The sequence below is a fragment of the Nostoc sp. 'Peltigera membranacea cyanobiont' 210A genome, assembly GCF_002246015.1.
Classification (GTDB): domain Bacteria; phylum Cyanobacteriota; class Cyanobacteriia; order Cyanobacteriales; family Nostocaceae; genus Nostoc.
Genome location: NZ_NOLJ01000014.1, coordinates 78,064 through 101,564, shown reverse-complemented (window position 1 = coordinate 101,564; position 23,501 = coordinate 78,064). Strand labels below are relative to the sequence as shown.

Below are 23,501 nucleotides of genomic sequence, written 5' to 3'. Positions count from 1 at the left end.
GATGCTATATATAAAGATAGACATCTTAAACCCTTTAATTTACGATAAAAATGCTTAACTAAAGTGTATTGAATTAAACTCTTGCTCGCTCTGGTCGCTTTACTGAAGCAGAGGTCAGTTTTCCTTCTGCGTTTCTTGATAAAAGCAATCATAGGAGAAGACTGCAAATGACCAAAGATAATTTTAAACAAGCCATTGTCGAGGCGCATCAGCGACTGGAAAATCTTTCACAGCTTGCAAGTCTGGCAGTAGAGAAATCTATAGGGCATGATTCCCCTAGAGAGCTTTTACAACAAGCAATGACCGAAATCTCTATTTCTCTGGAAGAGTTACAGCAACAAAATGAGGAATTGATCGCTACACGCCATTTGGTAGAAGCAGAACGCCAACGTTATTACAATTTATTTAACTTTGCCCCAGATGGTTACTTGCTTACAGATGCTACTGGAATTATTCAGGAAGCTAACTATGCTGCGGCTAAGTTATTGAATGTGCGTCAGTCTTACCTAATTGGTAAACCAATGGCTGTGTTTGTGCATCAGACAGAACGGCAGAAATTTCGTCAAATCATGCTGCAATTGCAACAGCAGGGGCAAATCCGCAGAGAAGAGTTACGATTTTTTCATGGACAAGGAATTACAGACTTTCCGGCAGAACTAACTGCGATCGCTGTGGGAGATAGTCAAGGTAAAACCGGAAACTTGCGCTGGCTATTCAGAGATATTAGCGATCGCCACCAGCAAGAACAGAAAATTCGCGAACAAGCTGCCCTATTAGACATCACAACAGACGCAATTATTGTAGAGGATTTGGATAACCAAATCTTATTCTGGAACCAAGGCGCAGAGAAGATGTACGGCTGGCAAGTTCAGGAAGCTCAAGGAAAAAACGCCTGGGAAATTTTATTTAAAGAAACCTCACCTCTACTTTCAACAGCTCAGAAAACTGTGATTGAGCATGGAACATGGCAGGGAGAGTTACATAAATTCACAAAAGATGGTAAAGAAATAATCATTGCCAGCCGCTGGACGTTGATGCTCGATGCTGTAGGCTTACCTAAATCAATCCTAATTATTGACACCGATATCACCGAGAAAAAACAACTCGAAACTCAGCTATTGCGTAGTCAACGTTTAGAAAGCTTGGGCATTCTTGCTAGCGGTATTGCTCATGACCTCAACAATCTTCTCACCCCAATCTTGGGAGTTGCTCAACTGCTGCCCCTAAAATATCCCCATCTTGATGCCTTGTCACTGCAAATGTTGAAGATCCTAGAAATCAATGCCAAACGGGGCGGTGATTTGGTAGGGCAAATTTTGGCATTTGCCGGTGGTTCTGAAAGAGAACACACAATCGTGCTGGTATCGCAACTGATCGAAGACATCAAGCGGATAGCTCAACAGACATTCCCCAAATTCATCGACATCAACACAGACATAGCACCAAATGTCGGGGTTGTTCTCGGAGACAGCACCGAACTGCATCAGGTGTTGATGAACTTGGTAGTCAATGCTCGTGATGCCATGCCCAATGGCGGTAAACTCTGTATTTCTGCTACCAAGCTATTCATCGATGAAAACTATGCCAGGATGCACATAGCCGCAACAGTTAATTCCTACGTGAAGATTACAGTTGCTGATACTGGAGTTGGCATTAACTCAGAAATTATCGATCAGATTTTTGATCCCTTTTTCACCACCAAAGAAGTGGGTAAGGGTACTGGACTGGGTTTATCTATATTGATGGGCATCGTCAATAGCCACGGCGGTTTTGTGGAGGTAGCCAGTCAGGTAGGAATTGGGACTAAATTCCAAGTATACCTGCCAAGCAAGGAGGGCAGAATTTCTCAAGTAACAGATGAGATAGAATTGCCAAAAGGTCAGGGAGAATTAATTTTAGTTGTCGATGATGAAGTAGCCATCACTGAGATCGCCAAAACCACACTGGAGTTCTGTAACTACAAAGTATTGACTGCCCAAAATGGGATTGAAGCGCTTAACCTTTACAGCCAGCATAAAAATGAAATTAGGCTAGTGCTGATGGATATGATGATGCCGATAATGGGTGGGGAAACAGCCATCAGCACCATGAAAGTCATCAACCCACAAGTGCAAATTATTGCCATGAGTGGATTAGCTAGGTCTGAAGCATTACTAGAAACTACGGGTGTTGATATCCAAGGCTTTTTAGCGAAACCCTTCACCACTAATCAATTATTGAACAAAGTTCAAAAGATATTCCGTTAAAATCAATTTGCTAGGATACTCAACCAAATTTAAATTCTGGAGTTTTTTGACTCTGTGCTTACTCAGTTAACGACTATCAACGCCCTGAAACAGCCCACTAGTTCTGCTTGGGTTGAACAAGCGATCGCTAATTTAGATATCATCTTACTCGACCACTCCCACTGCGAACGCAAAGCAGCAGGCGTAGCCTTGAACATGATGTTTCGCTACCCTTCCAACACTAAAATGGTACGGGAGTTAACTGCGATCGCCCGTGAAGAACTAGAACATTTTGAGCTAGTCAACCAATGGTTAGAACGCCGGAATATTCCCCTAGCTCCCCTACCACCGCCTCCCTACGGTGCGGGTTTAAAAGCTCAAGTACGTCTCAAAGAACCTGAGCGATTTCTGGATTCCTTACTAGTCACTGGTTTAATTGAAGCTCGCTCTCACGAACGCTTGGGACTATTAGCTGCTCACTGTCCAGAGCCAGAGTTAGCAAAATTTTATCGTGGGCTAATGGCATCCGAAGCGCGTCACTACGGTATATATTGGGTTTTAGCTGCTACTTATTTCGACAAAGAAATTGTCATGCAACGGCTTGATGAATTAGCAATTGTCGAAAGCGAGTTGCTGGCGACTTTGCACCCAGAACCTAGAATTCACAGTTAGTAGACTAACCCAACAGATATGAAGCTTCAGCTAACACACCTGAGACTGCTTGTCTCCAACTACAAAGATTCTTTTCTGTTCTACCGGGATCTGCTGAAATTTGATGTCGATTGGGGCGATGAAGATAGCGGATATGCTGAGTTTAATACCGGATATCTCAAGCTGGGTTTACTCAAACAAGAATTAATGGCTGAAGTAGTCCCCAGAATTGAACAGCCTTCATACATTGTCAATCGAGATAAAGTTGTTCTGATTTTGGCAGTCGATAACGTGGATGAGGTCTATGAGCAAGTAAAGGATCAAAATGCGCTCGTTGTGACTCAACCACAAGATCGCCCAAGCTGGGGAATCCGCACAGCTCATTTGCGCGATCCTGATGGCAATCTGATCGAAATCTACAACAATCTCGGAATTATCAGCTAAAATTTACTGCCAACAACGTTATAGCGGTTCTCAGTTGAGTGAGGTACAAGAACCCCACCCCCAACCCCCTCCCCGCTCTTCGAGAGAGGGGACTATGATGTACCTTGTATGATTAGTAAACGCTATAATCATGAATTAGCATGATACAGAAATGGCTTTCTATTGTTGGTATTGGGGAAGATGGATTGCAGGGGTTAAGCGCGATCGCTCATTCTCTAGTCGATCGAGCTAAAGTAATTGTGGGAGGCGATCGCCATTTAGCAATGCTTCCTACAGACGATCGACGTGAGAAACTAGTCTGGTCATCCCCCATTAGCACTTCTGTAGAGGAAATCATCCAGCGTCGGGGGCAGTCAATCTGTGTACTCGCAAGCGGCGATCCGATGTGTTACGGCATTGGTGTCACCTTAATGCGGCGAATTCCCGTCTCTGAAATGACGATTATCCCCGCACCTTCAGCCTTCAGCCTCGCCTGTGCCAGGGTGGGATGGTCTTTAACTGAGGTGGAAACCTTGAGTTTGAATGGTCGTCCATCCTCCATACTCCAGTCTTATATCTATCCAAAAGCGCGGCTGTTGATTTTGAGTGAGGGTAAAGACACACCCGCCCTCGTTGCTCAAATTTTGACAAATCGCGGCTATGGTGGCAGCAAAATCACCGTATTGGAGCGTATGGGCGGCGCTCATGAAAGAATTGTAGAAGGTACGGCTGCATCTTGGAATGAAACTGAAGTTGCAGTGTTGAATGCGATCGCAGTTGATTGTATTGCTGATACTGGGGTTATCCCATTACCAAGATTGCCAGGATTACCAGATAACGCCTACCACCATGATGGACAATTAACGAAGCGTGAAGTTAGGGCAATTACCCTAGCAGCTTTGGCTCCCACACCGGGAGAATTATTGTGGGATGTGGGTGCGGGTTGCGGCTCAATTTCAATTGAATGGATGCGGAGTAATGCGCGATGTCGAGCGATCGCGATCGAACAAAATTCTTCTAGACTACTATATATTGCTGATAACGCCGCCACTCTCGGTACTCCAAATCTGCAAATCATTGAAGGGAAAGCGCCCCATACCCTGAAAGACTTGCCAGCACCAGATGCCATTTTTATTGGTGGTGGGGTTACAGCAACGGGACTTTTTGATATTTGCTGGGAAGCACTGCGGCCGGGTGGACGTTTAGTGGCCAATGTTGTAACAGTAGAGGGTGAGCAAACTTTATTTCAATGGTATGAACGAGTCGGTGGCGATTTAACTCGTATTGCCATCCAGCGAACGGAACCTATTGGTAAATTTTTAGGTTGGCGAGCAATGGCGGCTGTGACGCAATGGGTAGTAGTGAAGTCTTAAAAATCGAATAAAGTTATGAGTGCGATCGCTTTTGTAATTTGGTGATAACTTACGTAAATTCTCGTTTTTTTATACACAGCATAGTTTATGAAATGTATCTTGCTGTCAAGACTATGAACAATTGTGAGTATATTCTCTACCTCTAGATACAGCAAAATGAATATCTGTCTGCGGTTAAGATATCTAAGACTTATTTCAAATCACAGCATTTTTCAATTTTCAATTTTTGAAGAAACTAAACATAAATAGCCGCTCATTACCCGTTAATACACTGGTATTCTTATACTCGGTTACGTACAATCTGCTACTAATCGGTTATTAATAACCCTACTTTTTAACACCTTACAAAATTCCATTACTCACTGATAGTAGCTACTATGCTCTGGGTATACTAAACCATAGAAACAAAATTATCCTAACTAAATGCAATGCTAGTAGAATCAGATAAAGTATTTCCTATACTTGGCTATCGCATTATTAAGCAATTATATTCAGGTAAGAAAACCTTAGTTTATCGAGCTATCAGAGAAAGAGATCGGCAATCAGTTATTTTAAAATTGATGCGGAATGAAGATCCTAACTTTGCTGAAATTAATCAGTTTCACAATCAATACACTATTACCCAAAACCTTGAAATTCCAGGCATAATCAAACCAATAAACTTAGAAAAATATCACAATAGATATGTGATAGTAATGGAAGATTTTGGTGGTGTTGCCCTTAATCTCTGGCAGCAAGAAGAGCAGAAAAAAGGAAATTATTCTGTTTCATTGAGTGAGTTTCTCGGTATTGCCATTGAAATTAGTGCAACTTTAGAACAGCTACATCGCCATCGCATCATTCACAAAGATATCAAACCTGCTAACATTTTGATTCATCCGATAACAGGTAAGACTAGAATCATCGATTTTAGTATTGCTACTCTATTACCAAAAGAAATTCAATTTCTCACAAATCCCAACGTACTAGAAGGTACTCTAGCTTATATTTCCCCTGAACAAACAGGACGCATGAATCGAGGTATAGACTACCGTACCGACTTTTATTCTTTGGGTGTTACCTTCTTTGAATTACTAACAGGGCAGTTACCCTTCAGTACAACTGACCCGATGGAGTTAGTCTACTCTCACATTGCCAAAGAACCGCCACAAGCCAGCCATATTAACTCCAATATTCCCACAATTTTATCTGATATTATCAGCAAGCTGATGGCAAAAAATGCCGAAGACCGATATCAGAGCGCTCATGGACTCAGGTATGACTTGGAGAGATGTCAAAAGCAATGGCAAGAGAAAGAAAATATTACAGCCTTTGAATTAGGAATTCGGGATATCTCAAATCATTTTGCCATTCCTGAAAAACTTTATGGTCGTCAAAGAGAGATTGAAATTCTCCTCACTACTTTTGACCGAGTGACAAAGGGAAACACGGAAATGATTTTAGTCTCTGGTTACTCAGGGATTGGTAAAACTGCTGTGGTTAATGAAGTCCACAAACCCATTGCTAGACAGCGTAGTTACTTCATCAAAGGAAAATTTGACCAATTCCAACGTGATATCCCGTTGTCAGGATTGGTGCAAGCTTTGCGAGATTTAATTAGTCAAATACTTTCCGAAACAGACGCCCAAATTCAACAGTGGAAAACCAAAATTTTATCGGCATTGAGTACGCAATCTCAGGTAATCATTAATGTAATTCCTGAACTTGAAATAATTATTGGCAAACAACCCCCATCTGCTGAACTTGCTGGTAGCGCTGCTCAAAATCGCTTCAATTTATTGTTCCAGAGATTTATCCAAGTGTTCTCTACTAAAGATCATCCTCTGGTCATCTTTCTAGATGATTTGCAATGGGCAGATACGGCTTCCTTGAAGTTTATTCAATTATTAATGGATGTAAATTCTTCTTCCCTTGCTAAAGATAAAGAGAATATATATGAAAATAAAGGTAGTTTGCTACTAATTAGTGCCTATAGGGATAATGAAGTTTCAAATCTACATCCGCTACATTTGACACTACAAGAAATTGCCAAAGCAGGAGCAGTAATTAATACAATTAAACTCTCACATTTAAATCAGATTGATTTAAATCAGATGATTGCTGATACACTACGTTGTCCAGAAACCATTGCTGTACCTCTGACTCAAATGGTGTTTTTCAAAACGAAAGGAAACCCCTTCTTTACATCTCAATTTCTCAAACTATTATATGATGACGGACTAATTGAATTAGATTTTGATGCAGGTCATTGGAAGTACGATATTACCAAAATTCAAACATTATCTCTTACAGATGATGTCGTAGAGTTTATGGGCATACAAATAGGAAAGTTGCCCCAAAATGTACAAAATGTATTAAAAATCTCTGCTTGTATTGGTAATGAGTTTGACTTAAAAACATTGTCACTTGTTAATGAAAAATCTTTAATAGATACTGCATCTGACTTATGGCAAGCATTACTTGAAGGACTTATTATACCTCAAAAAGATGGTTATAATTTTACACCAGAAAATGATAGACAACTATTAAGCTTTTCAACTAGAGAATCGGAAAATTTATCACTTACTAATGCCCAACTACCAAAATATAAATTCGTACATGATAGAGTTCAGCAAGCAGCTTATTCTCTAATTCCCAAAGACCAAATAAAGCAAATACACTTAAAAATTGGGCTGCTTCTCTTGAAAAACACTCCAGTTGCCGAACGGGAAGAAAATATTTTTGAGCTTGTCAATCATTTCAATATTGCAGCAGAATTTATTACCCATCAAGCAAAACGTAATGAGTTAGCTGAAATGAGTCTGATGGCTGGGCGTAAAGCTTTAGTATCAACAGCTTATTCATCGGCACTTAAGTATTTAACTGCTGGAATTGAGCTACTAGCAGATGATAGTTGGGATGCTAAATACGATCTCACCTTAGCTTTATATAATACGGCAACAGAAGCGGCATATCTCAGTGGTGACTTTGAATATACAGAAAAATGTGTCCAGGTTGTGTTGCTAAAAGCGAAAACTCCACTAGATCAAGTGAAAGCTTATGAAGTTAAAATACAGTCTTATGGCGCACAAGGAAAAGAACTAGAAGCTGTCGATATTGCAAAAACCTTTTTGAAAATTTTGGGAGTAGAGTTCCCTACAAATCCCAGCCAATCAGATATTCAGTTAGCAATAGAGACAACATCTGCAAAGTTGGCTAATAGATCCATTCAAGACTTAATTGAACTGCCGGAAATTACAGAAGCGCAACCACTGATAGTTATGCGTATTCTATCTAGTTCAATTGGTCTTGCTTATACAGTTGCACCGGAATTATTACTGTTTCTTATTCTGAAACAGATCAATTTATCGATCAAATTTGGTAATTCTCCTTTGTCTGCTTTTGCGTATGTGACGTATGGAATAATGTTGTGTGGGGTAATAGGAGATATTGATTCTGGATATAAATTTGGCAAACTAGCTGAGAGTTTGTTGCCTAATTTCCAAACAAAAGAAGTAACTGGCAAGGTTATGGAAACATTTAATCACCTTGTTAGACATTGGAAAGAGCATCTAAAGCAAACATTGAAACCCTTACTTGAGTCTTATACGATTAATCTCGAAGTAGGAGATATGGAATTTGCAGCTTATGCTCTTTATGGTTACTCCCAACATGCATACTTTACCGGACAAGAACTAATAAAACTTGAACAAGATATAGAAGTATATAGCAAGACTATTAAGCAAATAAAGCAAGAAAGAGTATTTTATTGGAATGAAATATTTCGGCAAACAATCTTGAATCTGCTAGGAGATGTTCAAAATCCGCAGAGTTTAATTGGTACAGCTTATGATGAAGAGAAAATGCTACCACTTCATCTCAAAGCTAAAGATGGAGTCGCACTGTTTTTTCTATATTTCTGCAAACTTCAAGTATGTTATCTGCTGGGTGATTACTCTCAAGCTCTTAAAAATACTGTCATGGCAGAAAAGTACTTATATGCTGGTGTAGGCATGTTTGTTACTGCTCAATTTTATTTCTATGATTCATTGACGCATCTAGCAGTCTATTCTGATTTCGATGAATTTGAACAAAAAGAAATCCTGCATAGAGTGACAGAAAATCAGAAAAAAATGCAAAATTGGGGAGATCAGGCTCCCATGAACCACTTGCATAAATTTTATTTAGTAGAGGCAGAACGGCATCGAGTTATTGGTCAATATCTTGAAGCGATAGATAATTATGAAAAAGCTATTTCTTTTGCCAAAGAAAATGATTACATCAACGAAGAAGCTCTTGCTTGCGAATTAGCGGCTATATTTTATCTCAAATGGGGTAAACAAAGAATTGCCCAATTCTATCTCACTGATGCTTACTATTGCTATGTTCGCTGGGGAGCATTAGCTAAAGTTTATGACTTGCAAAACCGCTATTCTGAATTACTTCTTCCTATGATTCAGCAAGAAGAAACTAGCTATTCTTGCAGTGAAAAAAATCTACCTGAACTGAGTCTACACCTATCTACACTTAGCAATAAATCTACTCTGATTACGAATGAAACTGTGATTGGCTCCAACACTAGTATTTCAGATATGTTAGATTTGGGAGCTGTGATTAAAGCTTCTCAAGCAGTGTCTGGAGAGATTGAACTGGAGGCACTCCTTTCTACTTTAATGGAAGTTGTCATGGAGAATGCAGGAGCTTCTAAATGTGTGCTGATATTGAGTGAAGCTAATAACTTAGACTTAAGTGTTGCCGCAATTAGTACTGGTTCTACTTTTAGAGATACTCACACAGAGTTTTTATCTATTCCTTTCGAGTCTACCGATCTTGTTCCTATTTCTTTGATTAATTATGTCAAACGAACCCAAGAGATATTAGTAATTGATGACATTAAAAATAAAGCTTACTTTGCGGTAGATAATTATATTAAACGTGAGGAACCCAAAAGCATATTATGTATTCCAATGCTTAATCAAGGTAAGTTGCTGGGGCTGATTTATCTAGAAAATAATTTAACTACAGGAGCATTTACACGCGATCGCCTAGAAGTTCTCAAGCTCTTAACTATCCAAGCTGCAATCTCTTTAGAAAATGCCATTCTCTACAATAATTTGGCTGAAGCGAATGAGAAATTGGAGGATTACAGTCATATATTAGAGGAAAGGGTGGTAGTAAGAACAGCAGAACTTAACGAAAAAAATCAGCATTTGCAAGAAGCCCTAGAAGAATTACAAAGTACCCAAAGTAAATTAATCCAAAGCGAAAAAATGTCTTCATTAGGGCAAATGGTGGCGGGAATTGCCCATGAAATTAATAACCCTATCAATTTTATTCATGGTAATATTACTCACGCAAGTGACTATGTTCAACAATTGCTAGATTTGATTAATATCTATCAGCAACAATATCCCCATCCCTCAGCAATAGTAGAGCAAAAAATAGAGGAAATGGATGTAGAATTCCTGACAGAAGACCTCCCAAGGGTTCTCGACTCGATGAAGGTGGGAAGTTCCCGTATCCGAAATATTATTCTGAGCTTACGTAACTTCTCTCGTCTAGATGAATCGGAAATGAAGCCTGTCAATATCCATGAAGGCATCGATAGTACCCTAATGATTTTGCAACACCGACTCAAGGAAAAGAGCGATTGCCCGGAAATTCAAGTCTTTAAAGAATACGCGCAACTGCCGGATGTTCTTTGCTATGCTGGTCAACTCAACCAAGTGTTTATGAATATTTTAAGTAATGCGATCGATGCTTTAGAGGACTACAAGAATAAAGAAGATTCTCCCAGCAAAAATCCTCAAATTCGTATTTGTACTGAATTAGGAGAAGTAAACACGTTGAAGATTCGGATTGCTGATAACGGTTATGGTATGACTGCACAGGTGATGCAGAAAATATTTGATCCATTTTTTACCACTAAGGCGGTAGGAAGTGGTACGGGGTTGGGGTTATCAATTAGCTATCAAGTGGTAGTGGACAAACACAAGGGTCAGTTAAGCTGTGAATCAACTCTGGGAGAGGGGACTGAGTTTGTGATTGAGATTCCACTGCAACAATAAGACAAGCTAACGATACTGGAAAATTTACGTGAGTCTCTGTTGGAGACTCACGTAAATTTAGCATAGGGTTTGGTTGAGAACTTCACCGAACCATATTCGGGAGATATCAACGAACGCTTGTCACCTCTACATTTGCCGCGATGGGCTATGCCCCGCCGGAGGCGATCGCAAAATCATTGAGAGATGGATGTTGTTTTTGTTTTGCTTGTAATTCCTCACGCAAATGCTTGTAAGCAGATGGATCTATTGGCATCAAAAACTCCCCAACAAAGTTCCCTGCTTGACGGCGGCTACTCAAACCCATATCCTGAAGCAACTCATCAATGTAATGGAATGTAAAAGGAGTTACACAGGCTCCACTGACGAAAGCATAAGGTCTATCTTTCTTCCTCCATTCCAACTCTGTTGTTACATCCTCTAGCATCTGTTGCGGGGATGGTAAAGGTAAATTTCCTTTGGCATACTCTGATAACCACCTAGCACCAATTTCTGCTGATAACTGGGCACAGAAAGTATAGTTATAACCAACAAAACCCATCTGTGGAACATGAGGGTGAATCAGATGGCGGTAAAGATGGATAGTGCCTTCCTCATCAAATACGTGTCTGCGGTACTTCTCTTCTAAAAAGGGGATATCCTGAAGAAAACCTGTGCCAAAGACAACAACATCTGCCTGTATTCGTTCGCCGTTATCCAATTCGACGCCACTAGCAAAAAACTTGTTGATTTTTGTCTTCACAGCACGAATTTTACCCGCACGTATATGCTCAAAAAAGCCTTTAGGTACCAAGGCGATACTACAACCAATTAATTTGTTCATCGGTTGTTTGGGCACCATCCCACAAGCATCAAGGGGAAACTGTAAGCGTAGAAGAGTCTCATTTAGCCGCCAGAATGCCCACACTAGTGGCTTGCCAAAACTATGCAGCCACTTTTCCCATCCTTGAAGTTTATGATAGGGCATCCAAGTTTCTGCAAACCGAGTCAGGAAGACATACTTGATGTTCAACAGACCGAGAAAGAAGTTGGGAACTTTCCACAGCGCTTGACGGAACACAAGGGTACATTCCTTGGCCTTGCTAGCTGCCAGATTTGCTAAATCGGTGGCTGATTTGCCAAAACCGACAACAACCACTCGTTTGCCTTCAATTACAGAGCCATCATTAAAGTTGTTAGTATGTATTACCTGACCTCCGGCGGCAATGAACTCTTCCATCCCTGGCAAGTTAGGAATGTAGGGAATATCATAAGTGCCATTGCACACAATCACAAAGTCGAACTCGTAATTTTGTTTTCCGATCTCCTTACCATCTTCTTGAAAGCTAACACTAACTACCCATCCAGGGGTATTTCCTGATTTGCGCTCCACTTTGGTGACATTTGCACCGAACTGAATTTTTTCTGTGACACCAAAGTGTTGGGCATAGGATTCAAGGTAAGCGCATATTTGCTCTCCTGAAGGCCATTCTGGATAAGAGGCAGGCATAGGAAAATCTGAGAAAGCATAGGTGTCTCTGGGATTTTGAATTGACAGTCCTGGGTAAGCCCTCGACCTTTCCCACACACCACCAAGTCCCTGCCGTTTCTCGAACAATGTCACTTCGTAACCTTCCTCAAGAAACGTCTTTGCTGAGACTAATCCGCTGACTCCAGCCCCAATCACGCATACTTGTTTCACCATCATCTTGGATTCTCCTCAATTATTATCGGAATTACGGAAAAGTACACTGAGTAAGGGCAATTCATGAATTGCCCTAAGAAGAAAATCAAAGCTTTGACTATTATTTGCGTAAGTCCTATATTAAATTGGCACAGGAATTTGATATGCGCTATCGTTAACTGATGAAGTCGGAAAATGATTGTCGCTGAGGTATTCTGACTGTTCTTGAGACTTGATTACATAAGTTAAGTATTCATATTGAGACGGTAGATTTGTACTTAGGTAATTGGCTTTTTCCTTAATTGTCTTAAATTTAGCTAGCGCCTTCTCGTCGTCAAGATGCTCCAGCAGAGGTAAACTCCCTTCAGGCTTATGATTGAGTCCAAGTAACATTACCGAATAAGAGTATGTCTCGAAGCCATGAAAATATGGATTGATGTTCTTTTTATTTGGTAATCTGCTTCTCCACAACTTTAACTTTTCTTGCAGTTCCGCAGGAACTTTAATTTCTTGCTTAGTTGCTTGCCAAAACTTTGTATCTGCTCGATCGCTGGCACGGTAATGGAGTACCAAAAAGTCCCGAACACCATCTAGACAGTTAGCGATCGCTCTATTATAGTTGCGGATCAACTCTTCATTGAACGACTTCCCTGGAAAGTGATTGACTAACTCTTCAATCCCATGCTGAATAAAAAATATCCCAGTAGATTCCAATGGTTCAACAAAGCCACTGGAAAGCCCTATTGCTACACAGTTTTTCACCCATGAGTTTCTGTTACGTCCAATCCTCATCTGGATATGAGAGGCTTTGCAATTATCAGCGACATTTCCTAAATGCTGGCGAAATTCTTGTTCTGCTTCATCCGCAGAGATGAAGGCGCTGGAATAAACGTACCCTGTACCATTTCTGCCATACAAAGGTATATTCCAGACCCAACCTGATGAGAGAGCAGTTGCAGTTGTGTAAGGGTTGATGCCGTTTTTCTGAATATCGGTTGGTATCTGCATAGCGATCGCGCGATCGCACAGTAGCGACTCTGAATAAGAAATGAATGGCTCACCAAGAGCTTGGTTAATCAAAAGACCACGGAAACCAGTACAGTCAATGAAAAGGTCTCCACTGAGAATGCCATGCTCTTTGGTGTTGAGACTGTCTATGCTTCCATCCTCAGTTAAATTTACATTTACCACATCATCAACAATTTGTTTCACGCCCCTCTGTCTTGAATAGTCTTTCAAGAACCTAGCAATTAGATTCGCATCAAAATGGTAGGCGTAAGGATACTGACCTTCAGCATCAGCAAGTGTTATGAGATTTTTTTCTGAAAAATGTTTCTCTGAGAATAAATGTTCAACTCTATCATCAAAGATTTTGCCATTAAGATATCTCGGAGACCTTTGATGATCGCACAGCGTCGGTGCCATGAAGCAGGAGTAATCAAATGGCTCATTGGCACTCTTAAGTTTCAACCACCATTCAGAGATACTGAATCCATCAATAAAATCAAATCTTTCAAAAGGGTGGTAAAAGTGTCTTCTATCTGAATTCCAATCAACAAATTTAATCCCCATCTTATAAGTAGCATTGCATTTTGGCATCCATTCATACTCTTGTAATCCCAGAAAATCAAAAAATGACTTGATGCTACTAAAAGTTGCTTCGCCAACTCCAATTTTTGTAATATTAGAAGACTCTACCAGAGTAATCTGAATATTTTTTTTCAAGGCTTTGCTCAAATAAGCTGCTGTCATCCAACCTGCTGAACCACCACCAACAATTACAACATTTTGTACATGCTGTGACATAGTAAATTTTCTCCTTCCGGCTTTAATTAGGTGTTAATTGTCAATTTTAGAAAGCTGGATCGTTAATTTATACAGCTTTCAATTGTTGCTCAATTTTATGGTTTTTGGCATATACCAGAAGACCATTTGTAAATTGGGTAAAAACTGTAAATAAGTTCTCAACCAGTTCAAAAGCTTCTTGTTGGGCTGCTTCTGATAGTTGAATATCTTGTAACAATTGATCTATTCCAGATGAACCTGTCATGTGACCAGTTTCAACATCCAAATGGAAATCTGCAAAATATCGGCATGGTTTTTGGGTAATTGCTTTAATTTCTTTGCCAATTTCTGCTGCTATAGAAAACATTATATTGCCCGTTGCTTCGGTAACTTCAATGACTATTATTTTTTGAATAGGAGTAGCTTGCAAAGTATATCGATAGAGTTGATAGCTCAACCAGCGAGCATTCTGAGTTTCTTCACTCCAAAGAAATTTCAATGCATCACTAAATTGCAAGGTTTTATCAAATTCTAGGTTCTTCAAATCTTCCAGAAACCACAGCCAATGATGGTCATCTTCATAAGTATGCTTGTTAATTAATGTCTGAATTGGATCGTTTGTTGGTTCTACCCGCAAAAAATACTTATTCAGTTCCCCAAAATTCATAACAAAATGAGCAGCACATGGTGCCCAAGCTAACCTTTGTCTGGGATTTATACTTTTATCTTGCATAAAATTAAACAAAGGCAATTGAGCAAATTCTTGTTTTTTTTGTTCAATCAATGCTAATATTTGTTGCATTTTTAATTGTGCCGATTTTCAATGTTTAATATTCAAGCAGAAGTAACTTTCCGACTTTATTGTGAGAAGGCAATCTACCCAAGCTTTGGTTGTTCAATTCCCAAAGTTTTTTGATAGTCATTAGCTCAAAGCCCACTAATTGAATAGCAAATAATGTCTAACTTGTTATATTGCAATACAGTTTAGTTAAGAGTGTGTAGATAATTGGTCTTTGAAGAAATGATAAATCTCGCTCGCATCTACACAGGGTGTTAGGTGTATTCTGTTATATCGTATTGAGGCTAAGGCTAAATTGTAACCAGCTAATTTACTGTTATTGTTTTTACTTTAACTTCAACATACTTATGTAATAAACGTAGCTTTTACTTAAGTACGCTTGTTAAGAAATGGTCTTATGTGAGCGTTTCCTGCGCTCAGAAAAACAAAATCGGTCAGTTAACTTATATCTTGCACCAGGCGGCTGGAAGTCGCGGCTACACAGGCAAAACCCGCCTGCGCGGGTTGAAACACATTGATTTTGCGTTAGTCCGCGCAGGCGGACTTGGTTTGTATAGCCGCGATTTCTAATCGCTAGGGCTAGGTGCAAGATGTGAGTTAAGCGTTCTACTCTAGCTAAGATTGGAAAGCAGACTCGTATATACTTGGAAAGATTTTGAGATTTGTTATAGCTAAATATAGTATCAATAATTACTCATCATACTCCAGTACCACTGTAGACTCAGCAGTACGGCCAAATTCTTCTGGTGCATATTGCAAATGTACTTGAGTACCAGACCAAGAAAATGTACCAGGCTTAACAGAACGGACTAAGTAATGGAGGCTATAAACTTCTGATTCTAGGTGGTCGGCATAGGCGATAATGCGATCGCCTTCTCTCGGTAGCCATAGTGCTTAGGCGTAGCCCGCACTTCTCTACGAGTTGAATTGAGATCACAACGTCTGTCTGGGAATTTTGCTATTATTTGCTACTTTAAAATATATGCAAATAATTGAAATTTCTCCATTCCAAGCATTTCGCCGGAGTGTAGCAACAGTGATACAGGTAGTTCCAAAGGAGCTACGCTATGTAACAATCCTGACATTACTGGGTGGTGCAGGCCCAGCGATCGCCATTTGGCTCAACAAAACGATCATTGATGAAATTACTCGCTTATTGAGTACGGGGACAACGCAGAATGCCATCGCCCTGATACTTTCGCAACCGCTGCTACTGTACAGTATTGCAGGTTCACTGCTGGTAAATTTGGTCAGTGATGCGATCGCTAACATCAATGCCTTTGTGTATACTTCTCTGCGTGTAGGCGTAGCCCGCCGCAGGCATCGCATTTTCGGCTTTGTCCAAGGACAAGTAATTGAAAAGGTTGCCACTTTTGAAGATATTGCTCTGTTTGAAACACCCGATTTGCTCAATTTGGTGCAGTTGACCGAAAAGGGAGTGCAACGACTTCCAGAGCTTTGTCTTAGAGGGTGTTTATAAAATAATTCTTAAGCAGTTGAACGACTCTGATTACGGGCTAATCGACGTAACATTAGATGCGTCATAGCGGCGTAGATCATGGTTTCACTAGTTTGAGGATGATATTCGTAGTCTTTACTGAGACGACGATAGCGACCTAACCATGCAAGTGTACGTTCCACAACCCAACGTCGAGGCAACACTTTAAAGCCTGAAGTGTCATCAGAGCGTTTAACAATCTCCATTGCACAGCCAATAAAATACCTAACCCAATCAACTAGTTTTCCAGCATATCCGGCCGAAGCCCAAATTAGGGACTTCCAACTAAAAAAATATCCCATCGCTTTGGCGAGCAGGGGAAGCAGGGGGCGCAGGGGAAGCAGTGGAGGAAGAATCTAACGATCAATAGTCGCTCCCAAAATTGAATAATTTAATTTCTGGAAGTCCCTTAAATGCAGCTTAGGGAATGAGTATTGAATTTCTATCTAGTACTAGTTTTGCTCCGTCACAGTCTTGAATTGAAGCGGCATGTACAACAACCATTAAAAGCAAACCCATCGTATCGACAAGGATATGGCGTTTGCGACCATTAATCTTTTTTCCTGCATCATAGCCCTTGACTCCTCCTTTTTCAGTTGTTTTAACTGTTTGAGAGTCTATAATTCCTGCGGATGGTTCTACGTCTCGTTCTTCGAGTTGCCTGAGTTGCGTTCGCACAATTGAATGAATTTTTTGCCATACCCCTTTACGCTCCCAGCGTCGAAAATACGAGTATACAGTTTGCCATGCCGGGAAATCGTGAGGCATCATTCGCCAGGAGGAACCTGCACGCAATATGTAAAAGATTGCATTTACTACTTCCCGCATATCTACTTCCCGCTTTTTTCCACGTTTTCGCTTACGTTCTGCTGGAATCATTGATTTGATCAAATCCCATTCGACATCAGAAACGTCTGTGGGATAAGGTTTTCGACTCATTGCTCCTGATTCAAATACTATGACTGTCTCTTCTAAAATACCTGTCTTAGGGAATGACTATGGTGCTCTTTATTTTTTATTTATAAACACCCTCTTAGTTTCGCTCAAAAAGATTAAAACACCGAGGTACTGGCACACGAAATCGTCCCCCTATTTTCGTTATTCTTAGCACTGCATAGCCTTAACTTAACAGTATTGCCTTATACAGAAGTAATCTGTTTAGCCTGTATCATGCCTGGTGTTGGACTTTTAACATCCCAAGCCATACCTGTTACTTCAAGAGACCGGATAACCCAGTAACCTAGATCAAGTTGCCACCATTTCATACCAAACTTTGCCGAGTTGGGGAAAGCATGATGGTTGTTATGCCACCCTTCTCCAAGAGTTACAATGGCAAGCCAAATAATATTTCCGCTTTGATCAGCGTTTTCAAAACGATAGCGACCAAAGACGTGGGTAATGGAATTGATGCACCAAGTCGTGTGGTGAGATAAGAAGATTCGGACAATTCCTCCCCACATAAACCCTTGGAATGCTCCAATACTACTTCCTGTAAGAATCCCTTCTATAGCCGTAGGAATAGCAAGACCTAGTATTATCCAAATTAGGTAAAGCTGATTAATTTTGACAATGGTAGGGTTGTGAACCAAGTCTTTGGCAAAAATTAATGGATTCACAATCAAGCTCTCAAACAGCCAGCCAATATGGGCATAGTATAGTCCGCGTAATTGATTATAAATTCCGTTTCCATGAAGACGAGGTGAATGAGGATCGTTGGGCTGATCGCTGTACTGATGATGGCATCTATGAGTAGCTACCCAAAAAATTACAGGTCCTTGAGCAGCCATAGAGCCAAGAATGGCTAGAGTGATCTCTATCACTTTGTTTGACTTGAAAGCTCTGTGTGCAAAGTATCGATGAAAGCCTACAGTAATTCCAAGCCCCGTTAAAATGTACATACTAACCAACAACGATAATTCGATCAAACCAATCCCTAATAGCGGCAATAATCCAATGGCGAGAACTGAGCCAAGAAAAGGGATTAATACAGTAGTCCTAGCTATATACCTTTGTTGATTTTGTAACTCTTTATTCGCCAAGGTTATTCGGCTTTTAGGAGTTAAAGCTGTAGAAAACTCAAGTTCTTTTGTGGTATTTGGTTGCATATGTATCTGGTAAGCTACTTACTTCTAAACAAACGTAGTTGTCATTAATCACAAGGGGATTAGGATCTGGCTTCATTACTCGAGTTAGGGAAGTAGCCTTGAAGTGGACTATGTTGATAAGTATTTCAAGTGAAGGCAGAAAAGAAAAAACCCGAACTACAAGCTAGTGGTCTGTTAATTTTCTATTTGTGGATAAAGATGCTTGAGACGGATACGGGCATCCGCTGTTGTGAACTGCCAATCTACGGATTTTTGCGAATGATTACGATGCCCGTATCCGGTTGAATGTACCAAGCCGATTGGTGAAGCGAGGTAACTTTGGCTGTAGTATGACCGCTAACCCCAGTAGATATTTGTTGCGATTCAATTACCGCAACGGTTTTACCTGCACGTTTAAGTAGTCTTGCAGCAGTGATTCCCGCAATACCTGCGCCGACAATTGCAACATCTACAGATAGATTATTGCTAAGTGGTGGAAAATTAGCTGTGGGTGTCGAGTCAATCCAGTAAGAAATGTGCTTTTCTGATAAATTAGGCATATTTTTCCCTTGATAGTGTTCGAGAGATGCAATACATTGATAACAGAATTATTCTTCAAAACAAGATTTAAAGAGTTAGTTTTACTTGCTACTTAACTTTTAAGGAATGAACCACAATTTTCCTCAATTACGATTTATACAAATATTTTTCATGTTTATCTTTAAAATAGACGTTTTAAATAGAAAACAAAAGTATCTTACGGATAAGTTTTATTGATAAATTAGAAAATATATATTAACCTTAAGGCATAGAGCAGCATTGTTATAATTTTTAGAGTGAACATGTTGAATTTCATGAATACTCAATAAAGGTGATATTTTATTTGTGGGTCGATTAGCCCGTAATCAGACTCGTTCAACTGCTTAAGAATTATTTTATAAACACCCTCTTAGGCTGGTGACGATGTTAGAGGGAATTTTTATCTTCATTCCAGCCATACTGCTTTCGGTGTCCCTTGCTTGGTGGATACCGCTAATTTTGTTTAGCTGCGTTACCCCCGTGATATATGTGCAGGTGAAATACCGTAAGCAAGCTTGGGGAGTAGAAAGAACCCAAGCGAGTGTTCTTCGGGAAATGAATTTATATAAAACGATTTTAACCGGGGAAACATACGCCAAAGAAATACGCTTGTTTAGCTTGCAACCCTTACTAATAGAACGCTGGCACGGACTTTACCGTACCATTTTTAGAGCAATGGAACAAATCCGCCGTCGGGGGACAACAGCAGTTATTGGTTGGCCCATTAAAAGATTTGCGATCGCGTATTGATGTAGTGATGCAAGATTACGCTCGTTTTCCAACTACTGTGCGGGAGAATGTTGCTTTTGGGGATTTACTTAAAATACAGGATGATGACGCGATTATGGAAGCGATGCCTGCGGCGGGCTACGCCTACGCTGAGGCTGGTTTGACGAGAGTAATTTCAAATCTCGATCAAGGTTTGGAAACTCTCTTAGGCAAACAGCTAGAAGGAGGTATCGATCTATCAGGAGGACAATGGCAAAGATTAGCGATTGCTCGTGCTTTGCTGCGACTCTCTCCAGCCGAACTAGTTATCCTTGACGAACCGACAGCAAACCTCGATCCGAAAACAGAACATGAGATTTACAATATTTTGCGTAACCTAGCGAAGGGGAGAATAGCCGTTGTAGTCAGCCATCGCCTCGCTTTGGCAAAACTAGCAGATCGAGTAGTAGTACTAGAACACGGTCAAATTATCGAAGTAGGCACTCATGACGAACTCATGGCACTAGGCGGACAGTATCACTTGATGTTTTGTCGTCAAGCTAGTAGTTATAACTGATACTATTTCTTTGTGATGCTGCACTAAACCTTTGAAAATAATTGCTTACTCTTACACCGATCCGCTATTAGAATCTTCTCCCGATCGAGCCGATTGGGGATGGGAGGTGGATCGGGTTTATGAAGATTTAGGCAAGTCAGACTCTTCTTTGCGATCGCAATTACAACAATTATTCACAGATTGCCAAACTGAACCAGCAAATTATCTCCTGATTCGTCGGTTGGAAGAATTAGGAGATACTGTAGAAGAAATTAGCGATCGCCTCAATCAACTTGAAGTCATGGGAATATCAGTAATCGCCACTGAACAGCCCTACACTTCCGAAAATTACCCTCTGGGCGCTGACTTGCTGAATTTGCTACACGCAATCCAACGTCAGCAACGTAGCCGTCGCATCCGCCAAGGACACGCCCGTAATCGTCTTGAGGTTGCACCGCCACCCGGTAAAGTTCCCTACGGCTATCGCAGAGGTAAGGGAAAATATACCATTGACCGCAGTACTTCACCAGTTGTCAAAGATTTTTTTGAACACTTTTTACTTTATGGTTCCCTGCGGGGTTCAGTACGTTACTTGGCGAAAAAATACGGCAAGAAAATCTCTGTCACCACAGGAAGACGCTGGCTGACTAATCCAGTCTATCGCGGCAATACAGCTTACCAAAATGGTGAAATTATCTCCAATACCCATATTCCGATAATTTCTAAGGAAGAAGCAGCCCAAGTTGACCGACTTTTACGCCGTAACAGCCGTTTACCATCCCGAACTGCTAGCGCACCGCGTTCTCTAGCTGGGTTGGTTGTCTGTGCTGAGTGTCAGTCGCATCTGACAGTTACCCGTGTCACCCAACGCAACCAAGATAAAGAGTATCTTTATTTACGTTCTACTAGCTGTCCCCAAAGCCCTAAGTGTAAAGCTATTCCCTATCAAGAGGTGTTGGAACATACCATTGAAACCGTTTGCCGTGATTTACCTCTGGCGGTAGCAGGAATGAATTTTCCTCAGTTGGATGCATTCAAGAATAGTTTAGGGCAAGCGATCGCTCGTCAGCAAGAAATACTTGCTCAGTTACCCGCTTTAATTGAAACTGGAATTTTAGATGCCGAAACAGCAAAGTTAAGGGCTTACAAACTCCGCACAGAAATTTCTGCACTCGAAGCAAAGTTGGCGATTCTCCCTCCAGTTAACTTGCGTTCTGTTGCTCAAGCTGTTTCTATACCACAATTTTGGTTAGATTTGTCGGAAACAGAACGAAGATTTTACTTTCGAGAATTTATTAGGCAAATTGAGATTGTTTGTCAGAATAAAGAATTAAAACTCCAAGTTATTTTTATTTTTTGATTGATAGCATGTCCGCTTGATTACTTATCAAACCCGAAGAACCCCACCCCGCCAAAGCTACGCTTTGTCTCCCCTCCCCGCAAGCGGGGAGGGGATTAAGGGGTGGGGTGCAATGACTGTGGGAATCATAACTAATTATGCTGACATGATATTAATTTAAACGCTATTTCTGAGACGGTTGATCCTTAGTATACGCAACAGGTTTTGGCCCTGCATTCCGCACATTGATAATTTTATTCAGGATATCAAACCAAAAAGACGCACCCATAGCAATAGCAAAACCACTGACTATCCAACCGCAAATTAATTTAAAAACCTGTGAAATTCTGATGTAAACTCTATTCGATTTCGTTGTATCTAATAACTCAAACTGTTGATTAATATTTTGCCAGCCAATGGGTATAGAAGCATTTCCTAATAGCTTTTCAATCTCCTTTCTGGCTGCTTCATCATTGATATAATCGATTCGTTGACTTGCACTTTGAGTAATAGTAGAGCGGATAACCGAATCCTCTGATAGTCTTTTAACCAAGTGAAATGTATCAGTATTGGTTAAAAAGGCAACTAATATTCCAATTAAAATAGCAACTCCTTTGGCATTTCGCTTATAAACACCGCTTGCTCGATCCATTGAGCGATCAAACCATGTTTCTACTTCATTTTTAAATTGATTCACTTCCTCTGTGAGATCGCCAATCTTTATCCTGCTACGTTGAGCAATTACACTAAGGCTCTTGATTAAACTATCAGGGACTTCATCAGGTAACTCCTTATTAACAAAATCTATAAATTTCTGGTCAATATCTCCATAAATTTCTTGAATTTTTGTGTAACTTGCACTAGTGGGATTATTAATACCTTTTTTAAGTTCTTTATAAGAGGCTAATATCATCTGTAAGTTAGTTTTTGCTTCTTCACTAGGATGTTTAACATGATTAATTAGCTCAGGAATTTTTAAAGTATCTAATAAAGTACTTGAAAATGTTTCAGAAGGAAGATAGGAAGGGCCGCTTTGTTTTTCTAGTACTAGTTTGCCAGGGTTTTTAGTAATTTCCTGGAAATGCCTTTCTAATTTACCCTTGGCTTGGTGATTCAATGTATTAATCAAAGGATCGTTATAAAGTTTCTGTACTAGATGGATTGCATTAATAATATCTGATTTTTCAGTTTCACTACCACCGGATAAAAGTAATTCAATTGAAGTTCTTAAATGTTTTGCTCTCCATTGTAATAATGTGGCAATTAATTCCTGAATTTCCGAAGCTAGCAAGCTCAAAATCAAGTAAATAAAAACCAAGCCAAGAGTAATATCTACAACTACAGGTAAATTCATTGACAGTCTCCAATAATTTTTAGCTATTTATTGTTATCAAAAGCGCTTAAAAAATTGTATATCATAGATATCTAAATTCAAGAGTTGCTTAATTAAAATTAAAAAACTAAAATCAGTTTATTTAGACAGGTTTATTAAGGACTATTTTCGATTAATAATTATTGAATTTAATTTATTAAAAAATAAATGATTATGTTTTTCGTAAAACTACTACTTAAGCATTTGATAGGCAATTTGTTTAAGTATTCAGTATATTATTTACTTAGTGTAGCAATCAGTTACAAAATTTCTGGACTTAGCCAGATAAAAAGTAAATAGATAAAATTTAAACTAAGCGTCACCTTAAAAAGAAAATACAAGTTTATTTACGGACTATCTAACAGGTAATAAATAATTGGTTGTATTATTTTTATCATTTAT

17 protein-coding genes and 2 pseudogenes are annotated in these 23,501 nt (G+C 39.9%); 10 read left to right on the top strand and 9 right to left on the bottom strand.

Features of this window, described 5'->3' with window-relative positions; translation table 11 throughout:
- Positions 1-167: 167 nt before the first annotated feature.
- The 5 genes from CDG76_RS32775 (at position 168) to CDG76_RS32755 (ending at position 10,719) form a co-directional block, all read left to right on the top strand.
- A complete protein-coding gene (locus tag CDG76_RS32775) occupies positions 168-2,246 on the top strand; it encodes a PAS domain-containing hybrid sensor histidine kinase/response regulator (protein WP_094353019.1) in 2,079 nt (692 codons plus the stop codon).
- 54 nt (positions 2,247-2,300) lie between these two features.
- Entirely contained in the window at positions 2,301-2,897 is a 597-nt protein-coding gene (locus CDG76_RS32770) for a tRNA-(ms[2]io[6]A)-hydroxylase (RefSeq protein WP_094353018.1), read from the top strand.
- An 18-nt stretch (positions 2,898-2,915) separates the two neighbouring features.
- The gene (locus tag CDG76_RS32765) at positions 2,916-3,320 is read left to right on the top strand and encodes a VOC family protein (protein WP_094353017.1); all 405 of its coding nucleotides are present in this window, start codon (positions 2,916-2,918) and stop codon (positions 3,318-3,320) included.
- 140 nt (positions 3,321-3,460) lie between these two features.
- Positions 3,461-4,672, top strand: coding sequence for a precorrin-6y C5,15-methyltransferase (decarboxylating) subunit CbiE (cbiE, locus tag CDG76_RS32760; protein WP_094353016.1), 1,212 nt, complete (start codon positions 3,461-3,463; stop codon positions 4,670-4,672).
- A gap of 428 nt (positions 4,673-5,100) precedes the next feature.
- On the top strand, positions 5,101-10,719 hold the full coding sequence (locus CDG76_RS32755) for a trifunctional serine/threonine-protein kinase/ATP-binding protein/sensor histidine kinase (RefSeq protein WP_094353015.1): 5,619 nt from the start codon (positions 5,101-5,103) through the stop codon (positions 10,717-10,719).
- Positions 10,720-10,864: 145 nt separating this feature from the next.
- On the opposite strand, the gene CDG76_RS32750 is transcribed toward CDG76_RS32755, so the two are convergent.
- The 3 genes from CDG76_RS32750 to CDG76_RS32740 all read right to left on the bottom strand — a co-directional run bounded on the left by CDG76_RS32750 (position 10,865) and on the right by CDG76_RS32740 (position 14,966).
- Complete coding sequence (locus CDG76_RS32750) at positions 10,865-12,403, bottom strand: flavin-containing monooxygenase (protein WP_094353014.1); 1,539 nt, start codon at positions 12,401-12,403, stop codon at positions 10,865-10,867.
- A gap of 117 nt (positions 12,404-12,520) precedes the next feature.
- The gene (locus CDG76_RS32745) at positions 12,521-14,185 is read right to left on the bottom strand and encodes a tryptophan halogenase family protein (RefSeq protein WP_094353013.1); all 1,665 of its coding nucleotides are present in this window, start codon (positions 14,183-14,185) and stop codon (positions 12,521-12,523) included.
- 67 nt (positions 14,186-14,252) lie between these two features.
- Positions 14,253-14,966 (bottom strand): hypothetical protein, encoded by a 714-nt coding sequence (locus CDG76_RS32740; RefSeq protein ID WP_094353012.1) that lies wholly within the window; start codon positions 14,964-14,966, stop codon positions 14,253-14,255.
- A 396-nt stretch (positions 14,967-15,362) separates the two neighbouring features.
- On the opposite strand from CDG76_RS32740, the gene CDG76_RS37925 reads away from it, so the two are divergent.
- The gene (locus CDG76_RS37925; protein WP_190241054.1) at positions 15,363-15,533 is read left to right on the top strand and encodes a hypothetical protein; all 171 of its coding nucleotides are present in this window, start codon (positions 15,363-15,365) and stop codon (positions 15,531-15,533) included.
- 120 nt (positions 15,534-15,653) lie between these two features.
- On the opposite strand, the pseudogene CDG76_RS39795 reads toward CDG76_RS37925, so the two are convergent.
- Positions 15,654-15,833, bottom strand: a pseudogene (locus CDG76_RS39795) (hypothetical protein); the annotation flags it as partial.
- 112 nt (positions 15,834-15,945) lie between these two features.
- Here CDG76_RS39795 and CDG76_RS32735 point away from each other — a divergent pair.
- Entirely contained in the window at positions 15,946-16,443 is a 498-nt protein-coding gene (locus CDG76_RS32735; protein WP_190241053.1) for a hypothetical protein, read from the top strand.
- An 8-nt stretch (positions 16,444-16,451) separates the two neighbouring features.
- Here CDG76_RS32735 and CDG76_RS32730 read toward each other — a convergent pair whose 3' ends face one another.
- From CDG76_RS32730 to CDG76_RS32715, 4 genes and pseudogenes are all read right to left on the bottom strand, one after another.
- Entirely contained in the window at positions 16,452-16,763 is a 312-nt protein-coding gene (locus CDG76_RS32730) for a transposase (RefSeq protein WP_333783396.1), read from the bottom strand.
- Between the two features lie 145 nt (positions 16,764-16,908).
- Positions 16,909-17,400: pseudogene (locus CDG76_RS32725) on the bottom strand (IS5 family transposase); the annotation flags it as partial.
- Positions 17,401-17,600: 200 nt separating this feature from the next.
- Positions 17,601-18,566, bottom strand: coding sequence for an acyl-CoA desaturase (locus CDG76_RS32720; RefSeq protein ID WP_094353010.1), 966 nt, complete (start codon positions 18,564-18,566; stop codon positions 17,601-17,603).
- A 242-nt stretch (positions 18,567-18,808) separates the two neighbouring features.
- Positions 18,809-19,105, bottom strand: coding sequence for an FAD-dependent oxidoreductase (locus CDG76_RS32715; RefSeq protein ID WP_223265490.1), 297 nt, complete (start codon positions 19,103-19,105; stop codon positions 18,809-18,811).
- A 403-nt stretch (positions 19,106-19,508) separates the two neighbouring features.
- Between CDG76_RS32715 and CDG76_RS38820 the strand changes: the two genes are divergently transcribed.
- Genes CDG76_RS38820 through CDG76_RS32705 form a run of 3 tightly spaced genes read left to right on the top strand, consistent with a single transcriptional unit; the run spans position 19,509 to position 21,748 of the window.
- Entirely contained in the window at positions 19,509-19,874 is a 366-nt protein-coding gene (locus CDG76_RS38820; protein ID WP_223265489.1) for a hypothetical protein, read from the top strand.
- The gene (locus CDG76_RS38815) at positions 19,837-20,409 is read left to right on the top strand and encodes an ATP-binding cassette domain-containing protein (RefSeq protein ID WP_223265488.1); all 573 of its coding nucleotides are present in this window, start codon (positions 19,837-19,839) and stop codon (positions 20,407-20,409) included. Before CDG76_RS38820 ends, CDG76_RS38815 begins: the two co-directional genes overlap by 38 nt.
- A 31-nt stretch (positions 20,410-20,440) precedes the next feature.
- Positions 20,441-21,748, top strand: a complete 1,308-nt coding sequence (locus CDG76_RS32705) for a recombinase family protein (RefSeq protein WP_094353009.1) — start codon at positions 20,441-20,443, stop codon at positions 21,746-21,748.
- 163 nt (positions 21,749-21,911) lie between these two features.
- Here CDG76_RS32705 and CDG76_RS32700 read toward each other — a convergent pair whose 3' ends face one another.
- Positions 21,912-23,081: a hypothetical protein gene (locus CDG76_RS32700; protein ID WP_094353008.1), complete on the bottom strand. Its 1,170-nt coding sequence runs from the start codon at positions 23,079-23,081 to the stop codon at positions 21,912-21,914.
- Positions 23,082-23,501 lie beyond the last annotated feature (420 nt).